Below are 8,441 nucleotides of genomic sequence, written 5' to 3' on the forward strand. Positions count from 1 at the left end.
ATGGTGGCGCGGATGGCCTGGGCGTCGGTGGCGAGGTCGTGCCCGCCGACGCGGATCGCGCCGGAGCCGGCGCCGGGGGAGATGAGGGTGGAGAGAATCTTGACAGCGGTGGTCTTGCCGGCGCCGTTGGGGCCGAGCAGGGCGAAGACCGTACCGGCCGGGACGGCCAGATCGATACCGTCCAGGACAGCCTTGTCGCCGTAGGACTTGCGCAGTCCGGTGGCGGTGATCGCCTGCGCCGCGGCCTGGGTGGCGAGCGGCGCGGAGGTCCGGGTGACAGTCATGCTGGTTCCCTTCATGCTGGTGCCCTTGCGTAAGCGGCGAGTCGGGCGTGGGCGGGACAGGAGGCGAGCACGGCGGGGGCCGGCCGCAGCGGAGTCGGGAGCAGCGGAGTCGGGAGCAGCGGCCCCGGACGCGACGGAGCCAGACACGGCGTACTCAGGCGCGACGCACTCAGGCACGGCAGGGCCAGGAGCGACGGACTCAGACACCACGGGGCCAGGCGCGGCGGACTCCGGCACGGCGCACTCAGGCACGGCGGACGATGATGTCGCCGGCCCCGCTCCGGGCGTGCACCTCGACGGTCTCGTCGGAGTCCTCGGGCCCGGCGGCGGCGCCGAGCGAGTTGCGTACGGTGCCGAACTTGGGGTTCAGGTCGAGCCAGGCGGCGGTGCCCTCGTGGATGCCCACTTCGAGGTCGCCGACGGAGGTGCGCAGAGCGATACGGCCGCGGGTCACGTCGCCGACGCGGATGCGCCCGTTGGAGGAGGTCGCATCGACCCCGGCTCGGGCGACGCCGATCTCGATGCGCCCGTTGGCGGACTTGGCGACGACGTCGCCGTGCGCGACGCCCACGGAGATGTCGCCGTTGGCCGCGTTGACCTTCAGCTCACCGCCGGCCTCGTCGATCACGGTCGCGCCGTTGCCGTTCTTGACGACCGCCGCCCCGGCGACCGCGCCGACCTCGACCCGGCCCGAGCCGATGACCTCGATGTCCCCGGTGGAGCGGACCAGCCGGATGTCGCCGTGGTCGGTCCTGAGCTCGGCGCGGGCCGCCTCCTCCACCTGGAGGTCGCCGAGCGAGGTCCTGAGCCGGACCTCGCCGAGCGGCCCCTCGCCGAAGAAGCCGCCCAGCGCGGAGGTACCGCGCACATCGGAGCCCGCGGGCAGTTCGATGCTCACCACGACGGCGCCCGGCTTGCCGAACAGGGAGCGCTTCTTGGGGGTTCTGACGGTGAGACGGCCACCCGAGCAGGCCACCTGGGTCTGCTGCACGGCGCGTACGTCGTCCTCGTCGGATCCGTTGCCCGGCAGCACCTCGACGACCGTGTCGGTGCGCTTGCCGGCGGTGATGCGGGCGGTGCCGGCGTCCAGCTCGATGACGGCGGAGATCGGCTCGGGGGTATCGAAAGAAGGCATGGCTGTCCCGTCCTCTTGGCTCGGTGAGTGATGAGTGATCAGTGACGTCGGCCGGATCGGCGATCCGCCGGTGAAGTGGCGCCGGCTACGAGCAGGCGGCCCAGCAGGCCCAGGACCCAGCGGGCCTAGCGGACCCAGCCGGTGAAGCCGCGACCGCCCGAGTCCTTGCCCCGGCCCGTCGCGCTCGCGCGCCCCCCGCCGTCGAGGGACACGGAAACGGCCCGCACGAGCCAGGCGTTGACCGACAGCCCCTCCGCCGCTGCGGCGCTCTCGGCGCGGCCCTTGAGGTGGGCGGGGAGACGGAGGTTGATCCGCACCATGGTGCCGTCGTCGGCCTCCCCGGCCGAAGGCGCCACCACCACGGGAGCCACGACCGCCTCGCGCTCCTCCCGCACCGGCTCCGGCTCGGGCACCGGCGGCGGCGTCACCACGAACTCGGGATCGAGCCCGCGCAGCCGTACGTCGACCGAACCGGGAGCCAGCTCCCGGGTGACGTCGCCCATGGCCGCGGAGAGCACGTTGAGCAGGGTCAGCCGGACGGCGGACTCCAGGGGAGCACTGAGCCGCTCGGCCAGGGCGCGGGCTTCGTCACCGCTGGCATCCGCGGCGACGGCGAGTTCGCGCCGGAGATTGTCGACGTAGGGGGTGAGGTCCATGACGCCATCATGGCACATGCATGGCACCACGTCGAGCCATTCTGGCTCACGCCCCTCAAGGAAGCCCCTGACCTGCAACATCACAACCAGGGAAGCCAAGGCAACACCACAGGAGCACCCAAGGCGGCCCCCATTGGCACCACAACAACACCACCTGGCACCATCTGGCACGCCACCTGGCACCACATGGGGTCATCTGGCGTCAGCTGGTGCCACCTGGCACCTCGAGGCGCCACGAGGCCACCAAACTCAAAGGGCACCCCCCGAAGAACGGCGGCCGTCCCGGACGCCACCACACCCGCCCGCTCAGCGCGGCGCGCCCGCGGTCTCCTCGCCCGCCCCGGCCCGGGCGGCACGCAGGACAGACGCGCCGGTGGGGGTGAGGGTGTGCAGAACGGCGGGGCCGTTGCGGGCGGTCACGATGAGCCCCGCGTCGCGCAGGACGGTGGCATGCCTGCTGGCGGCGGACGCCGAGACACCGGCGGCACGGGCGATCTCCCCCGTGGTGGCACCGCCGGCCGCCGCCCACAGCGCGCTCGCCCGGGCCCGCCCGAGCAGATTGGCCAGCGAACGCTCCGGGTCCTCCTCCCGCAGAGGACGGGCCGGAGGCTCGTGCAGCAGCGAATACCAGAGCACCGGCGGCAGCCCCGGATCAGCGAACGCGACCGGCTCACCCCAATTGAAGTACGAGGGGACCAGAGTGAGCCCGCGACCGTTCAGATACAGGTCCCGGTCCTCCGTCTGCCGGGGATACGCGACCTCCAGGACGGGCGCACGCCACCGCAGCATGGGCCCGAGCCCGGCGAGCATCCCCTCTACCCCACCGTGCAGAAGACCACGACCACGCACCGCCCGCTCGGCCTCGATGCGAGCCTGGATGCGCTCCTGCTGGGGCACGACGACGGCGGCGTAGTACGCGCGCAGTACCCCGACGAACTCCTGCCGCGCTCCGCGCTCGGCCAGGCGCCCGGCCCATTCGGGCGCCCCGATGAGCCGGTCGAAGAGGGTGATCTCCTCCTCGACCCGCCGCGCGGGCGTGGCCAGGAGGGTCTCAAGCCCCGCCTCCAGCCCGTCCACCCCGGTGGACGGCGTAAGGAAGTCCGGGAAGTACGCGGCCCGGGGATACAGAGGCAGCAGCACGCTCCGCAGGGCCCGATCCAGCCCCTTCTCCCGCAGATCCCGCCGCGCCGTCCGATACCACCCGGCATGCGCCCAGCGGCCTCGGCTGGACTGCAGCCGGTGCATGCTCGCGGCGATCTCGAACAGGGGGTCGGGCGCGGGAGCGAGCCGAGTCCTGGCCAGATCCACGTCGCTGAAGTGGATGCGGAGCATGTGGTCCCCCATGGGTTCGGCTCCTTGCGAGCCTGGGGAAACGCGATAAAGGTCCGATAAACAAGGACTAAACGGGCATGCGTCGCCCGGAAAGCGAAGAAGCCCAGGCCAGAGGAGACCCGACCTGGGCTTCACGCTGAGCCCCCTGTCGGATTCGAACCGACGACCTACGCATTACAAGTGCGTTGCTCTGGCCAGCTGAGCTAAGGAGGCGTGTCGGAGCAGTCTAACCAACCCAGTGCCCCGCTCGTCCGCGATTTCCGTGTGCCTCGGACTACTGACAGATCGGAAAACGCCAGGTAGCGTCACGGCAGGTTCGCGTCTGTGGACCAGACCACTCCCTACTCGGATCGTCCGGCACGTTCCTGCCGGTTGAGGAGAAGATTCAGCATGGCCAGTGTCACGTTCGACAAGGCGTCCCGCGTCTACCCCGGCTCCACGAAGCCGGCGGTGGACCAGCTGGAGATCGACATCGCGGACGGTGAGTTCCTCGTCCTCGTCGGTCCCTCCGGTTGTGGCAAGTCGACCTCCCTGCGCATGCTCGCGGGTCTTGAGGACGTCAACGGCGGTGCGATCCGCATCGGTGACCGTGATGTCACGCACCTGCCGCCGAAGGACCGGGACATCGCCATGGTGTTCCAGAACTACGCGCTCTACCCGCACATGTCCGTCGCGGACAACATGGGCTTCGCGCTGAAGATCGCCGGTATCAACAAGACCGAGATCCGGGCGAAGGTCGAAGAGGCCGCCAAGATGCTGGACCTCACCGACTACCTGGACCGCAAGCCGAAGGCGCTCTCCGGTGGTCAGCGTCAGCGTGTGGCGATGGGCCGGGCCATCGTGCGTGAGCCGCAGGTCTTCCTCATGGACGAGCCGCTGTCGAACCTCGACGCCAAGCTCCGTGTCTCGACCCGTACGCAGATCGCCTCGCTGCAGCGCCGCCTCGGCATCACCACCGTGTACGTCACCCACGACCAGGTCGAGGCCCTCACCATGGGCGACCGGGTCGCGGTGCTGAAGGACGGGCTGCTCCAGCAGGTCGACTCGCCGCGCAACATGTACGACCGCCCCGCGAACCTCTTCGTCGCCGGCTTCATCGGCTCCCCCGCGATGAACCTCGTCGAGGTCCCGATCACCGACGGCGGCGTGAAGTTCGGCAACAGCGTCGTCCCGGTCTCCCGTGAGGCGCTCACCGCCGCCGCGGACCGTGGTGACACCACCGTGACGGTCGGCATCCGCCCCGAGCACTTCGACATCGTCGAGCACGGCGGCGCCGCCGCGAAGTCGCTGACCAAGGACTCCTCGGACGCGCCGGCCGGTCTCGCCGTCTCCGTCAACGTCGTCGAGGAGCTCGGCGCCGACGGCTTCGTCTACGGTGGCGCGCAGCTCGACGGCGAGCACAAGGACCTGGTCGTCCGCGTCGGCGGCCGTGCCGTCCCGGAGAAGGGCACGGAGCTGCACGTCGTCCCGCGCCCGGACGAACTGCACGTCTTCGCGACCTCCACCGGCGAGCGTCTCACCAACTGACGCCGCACCGCACCCCCCGTTCGCCCGGCCCCGTACTCCCCGCAAGGGGGTGCGGGGCCGTTTGCGTGGTCCCGGCGGGTTGGGGTTTCGGTGACGGGCGGCAGCAAATACCCTGGCGCACAGGGCACTTCACGGGCACTTCACGGTCATTTCGCCCTGGTTCGTCAAGCTCGTATTCGAAAGGGCGCGTCGAACCATCCCCCGCAAGGGTGACGAATTGTCGCCAGGTCATCACTGGCCGCTACGCTCGCTGCGTGACCCACACCGCGCGCCGCATCGGCCGATCCCTCGCTCTCGTCCTGCCCGTCGTCATGGTTCTGTCCGGGACCCTCGCGGTCACCAGCGTCCAGTGGGCGGAGTCGGACAACGACTCCCAGCTGCTGGCCGCCTCGTCGGAGACCGTGTCCAAGCCGGCGAAGCCGCACGCCCCGCAGGACGTCCTGCGCGAGAAGCTGCTCGTGGAGCTGGCGGAGAAGGACCCGGGGGCCGCGCTCACCGGCCTCCAGCGCGCCGTCGAGCAGCGTCCCTCGCTCGCCCGCCACTGCATGTCGATCGCGAAGGCCCTCGGCAAGGCGGCCGTCGAGCAGTACGGCCCGACCCGGGCGCACCGTTTCTCCCGGCCCGTCTGCGACACCTCGTTCGCCTCCGGCGTCGCGCAGTTCAGCTGAGGGCTCCCGGCCCGGGAGGCGGTCGCACGGAGCGTCGCCCTCCGATGGCGGGCACCGCATATCGTGCCTGCCATGCATACGTATCCGACGCAGGCCGTGATCCTTGCCGGTGGCCAGGGGTCGCGGCTGCGGCCGTACACCGACGACCGTCCCAAGCCAATGGTGGAGATCCCCGGGACGGGGACTCCGATCATCGGGCATCAGCTGTCCTGGCTGGCCGCCGAGGGAGTCACCGACGCCGTGGTCTCCTGCGGGCATCTCGCCGAGGTGCTCCAGGAGTGGCTGGACGCCGCCGTGCTGCCGCTCCGGGTCACCACCGTCGTGGAGACCGAGCCGCTGGGTCGCGGCGGCGGTCTGAAGTACGCGGCCGGGCGGCTGCCCGATCCGGAGCAGCCCTGGTACGCCACCAACGGCGACATCTGGACCCGTTTCTCCCTGCGGGAGATGGCCGCCTTCCATGCGGAGCGCGACGCCACCGCCACCCTGGCCCTCGCCCGGCCCCGGATCCCGTGGGGTGCCGTGGAGACGGACGCGTTCGGGCACATCACCGACTTCATCGAGTCGCCGCCGTCCCCCTATCTGATCAACGCCGGGGTGTACGTGTTCTCGCCGGCGTTCACGAAGCTGCTGCCGGACCGCGGCGACCATGAGCGGACCACGTTCCCGCGTCTCGCCCGCGAGCGCCGGCTGGCCGGGTATCCGTTGCCGAACGGGGCGTACTGGCGGGCCATCGACACGGCGAAGGACCTGACCGAGGCGGCCCGCGAGCTCGGCTCCCACGACGGCTGACGGCTCCCACGGCGGCTGACAGATGGCGGCTGACGGCTGACGCCGTCGGCCTCGCGCCTGGGGCCTCTCGTTCATACGAAGGGGCGGCCCCCACCCGGTTGTTCCGTCCGGGTGGGGGCCGCCCCTCACTGCTGTCGTACCGGTCGTGCGGGGTCAGCCGAGGAGGCCGCCGATCGGGTTCCGGCCGCCGCCGCCCGTGGTCGATCCCTCGCCGCCGGTGGAGGTCGAGCCGCCGATGGGCGCTGGTTCGCCGCCGCCTCCGGACGAGGCGTCGCCGGTGGATCCGGCGGAGGTGGGTCCGGCGCTGGTGGCGGCCGGGGGCTCCTGCGGGGTGGACTGCTGCGGGGGCGCCTGGTCGGTGCCCTGGGTCTGGCTGGGCTGGGTGTCCGTACCGGTGTTCTGGCCGCCGGAGTCGCGCGTCGCTCCCGGTGTGGCCTGGTCGCCCTCGGGTGTGGTGGCCGCGCCGGAGCGGCTGGGCTCCGGCTGTCGCCGCTGGTCCGGCGTACGGGAGGCCTGGCGCTCGCCGGTGGACTCCTGGGGCAGCGGCATGCCGGGAAGGCGGTTGGTGGGGTTGTCGTTGCGGCCGGGGACGGTGACGACCTCGCTGGAGCGGACCGCGCCGCCGAGGATGGAGCCGATGAGCAGGGTGCAGCCGACGACGACCGTCGCGACGACGGTGCCCCGGCGCAGGACCCGGCGGCGCAGGTCCCAGATCTCCGAGCGCGGGCCGAGCTTGCGCCAGGCCTCTCCGGCCAGTCGGCCGTCCACGGAGTAGACCGGCGCGCCCGCGATGATCAGCGGGCTCCAGGCGGCCAGCAGGATGATGTCGGGTGCGTCGTACACGGCGACCGAGCGCCAGCTCACGGTCACCAGCAGCGCGGCGGAGAGCAGCGCGCCGAGCGCGGCGGCGACCCGCTGCCAGAGGCCGAGGACGGTGAGTACGCCGACGACGACCTGGAGGAAGGCGACGGTCAGGCCGGCGCCGACCGGGTGGGAGAGGGCGAAGTCGCGCAGCGGTTCGGCCATCGCCCACGGGTGCAGGGAGGTCAGCCACGTGACCATGGAGCCGCGCTCGCCGCCGTCGAAGTAGACGGGGTCGCTCAGCTTGCCCATGCCGGCGTAGATGGAGATGAAGCCGAGGAGTACCCGCATGGGGAGCAGGACCACGCCCAGGTTCATCCGGTGGCCGGGGTAGTAGGCGTGCCGGACGGGGTCGCCCACGCCGCGCCGGGCGCGGGACTCGGCGGACTCGGCGGTTTCGTCGTAGTCGTCGCCGGGGGTGCCGGTCGTGCCGAGGTCGTCGGGCCCCTCGACCGGGTCGTAGGCGCCGACGGCCTGCCGCATGGGCGGCAGCAGCGGGCCGGTGTGTCCCGGCTGGTGGGGGGCGGTCAGTACGGGGTTGGGCTGCGTCTCCTCCAGGAGGGGGATGACTTGCGTCGCGCCCGCCCCGTGTCCGCTCCCGGAGGCCCCGCCGAGTCCGGCGTCGAGGTGTCCGGCGGTGGAGTTGCGCACGGCTTGGAGGAGGCCTGTCGCGCCGGGGTCGCCGGGAGCGGACTTCCCGCTCCAGACGACCGGTGCCCGCCTGCGGCCTCCGCCGGGACCGCTCATGGCTGGGATGCGGGCCGTTTCCGCGGGGACGCGCAGCCGTGCGCGCTGGCCCGGGGCGAGCTGCACCCGGAAGCTGGCGTGGTTGACGATGACCTGCGCGGGGTCGCTGTCCACCTTGGTCATGCTCAGGGCGGCGGGTTGCTCGTCGAACCGAGGCGTTCTGGTGTCCACACTCATCTAACCGAGTGATGTGTGTTTAGGACACTGCCTTGACCGCACCGAATGTGTCCGAGACCCGTCAAGATCAGGCCAAACTCGGGCAACCTGGGGCTGTGTTCGGCGTTCGCGCGTCGACTCGCCGGGCGGGCGAGCCGGTTGCCGCGCACGGTACGCGCGTTGCCGCGCACGGACGGGCCGGACGGCCAGGTCTTCTTCACCAAGAATCCGCCGCCCGGTACGCCCGCCTGGGTGGGGACCACCGCCGTTCCGCGGAGCGAGGACC

The 8,441-nt window shown here is 71.7% G+C and carries 8 protein-coding genes, 1 tRNA gene and 1 pseudogene; 4 read left to right on the top strand and 6 right to left on the bottom strand.

Annotated elements, in window-relative coordinates; all coding sequences use genetic code 11:
- The 5 genes from AB0F29_RS41315 to AB0F29_RS41335 form a co-directional block, all read right to left on the bottom strand.
- Window positions 1-284 (bottom strand): ATP-binding cassette domain-containing protein (locus AB0F29_RS41315; RefSeq protein WP_361884133.1); only part of this gene is annotated, 284 nt, incomplete at its 3' end.
- A gap of 244 nt (window positions 285-528) precedes the next feature.
- Window positions 529-1,419, bottom strand: a complete 891-nt coding sequence (locus AB0F29_RS41320) for a DUF4097 family beta strand repeat-containing protein (protein ID WP_361884135.1) — start codon at window positions 1,417-1,419, stop codon at window positions 529-531.
- Between the two features lie 125 nt (window positions 1,420-1,544).
- Window positions 1,545-2,075, bottom strand: coding sequence for a toxin-antitoxin system HicB family antitoxin (locus AB0F29_RS41325; protein ID WP_361884137.1), 531 nt, complete (start codon window positions 2,073-2,075; stop codon window positions 1,545-1,547).
- A gap of 306 nt (window positions 2,076-2,381) precedes the next feature.
- A complete protein-coding gene (locus tag AB0F29_RS41330; protein ID WP_361884144.1) occupies window positions 2,382-3,407 on the bottom strand; it encodes a helix-turn-helix domain-containing protein in 1,026 nt (341 codons plus the stop codon).
- A 139-nt stretch (window positions 3,408-3,546) separates the two neighbouring features.
- Window positions 3,547-3,620: transfer RNA gene (locus tag AB0F29_RS41335), tRNA-Thr, on the bottom strand.
- Window positions 3,621-3,797: 177 nt separating this feature from the next.
- Between AB0F29_RS41335 and ugpC the strand changes: the two genes are divergently transcribed.
- From ugpC to AB0F29_RS41350, 3 genes are all read left to right on the top strand, one after another.
- Complete coding sequence (ugpC, locus tag AB0F29_RS41340; RefSeq protein ID WP_361884139.1) at window positions 3,798-4,934, top strand: sn-glycerol-3-phosphate ABC transporter ATP-binding protein UgpC; 1,137 nt, start codon at window positions 3,798-3,800, stop codon at window positions 4,932-4,934.
- Between the two features lie 254 nt (window positions 4,935-5,188).
- Window positions 5,189-5,602, top strand: a complete 414-nt coding sequence (locus tag AB0F29_RS41345) for a hypothetical protein (protein ID WP_018959799.1) — start codon at window positions 5,189-5,191, stop codon at window positions 5,600-5,602.
- Between the two features lie 72 nt (window positions 5,603-5,674).
- Entirely contained in the window at window positions 5,675-6,391 is a 717-nt protein-coding gene (locus AB0F29_RS41350; protein WP_018959800.1) for a nucleotidyltransferase family protein, read from the top strand.
- A 153-nt stretch (window positions 6,392-6,544) separates the two neighbouring features.
- Here the strand turns inward: AB0F29_RS41350 and AB0F29_RS41355 are convergent, their stop codons facing one another.
- Entirely contained in the window at window positions 6,545-8,176 is a 1,632-nt protein-coding gene (locus AB0F29_RS41355) for a DoxX family membrane protein (protein ID WP_361884142.1), read from the bottom strand.
- Between the two features lie 171 nt (window positions 8,177-8,347).
- On the opposite strand from AB0F29_RS41355, the pseudogene AB0F29_RS41360 reads away from it, so the two are divergent.
- Window positions 8,348-8,441: pseudogene (locus tag AB0F29_RS41360) on the top strand (ATP-dependent DNA ligase); the annotation flags it as partial.

The organism is Streptomyces sp. NPDC026589 (genome assembly GCF_040638385.1).
GTDB lineage: Bacteria > Actinomycetota > Actinomycetes > Streptomycetales > Streptomycetaceae > Streptomyces.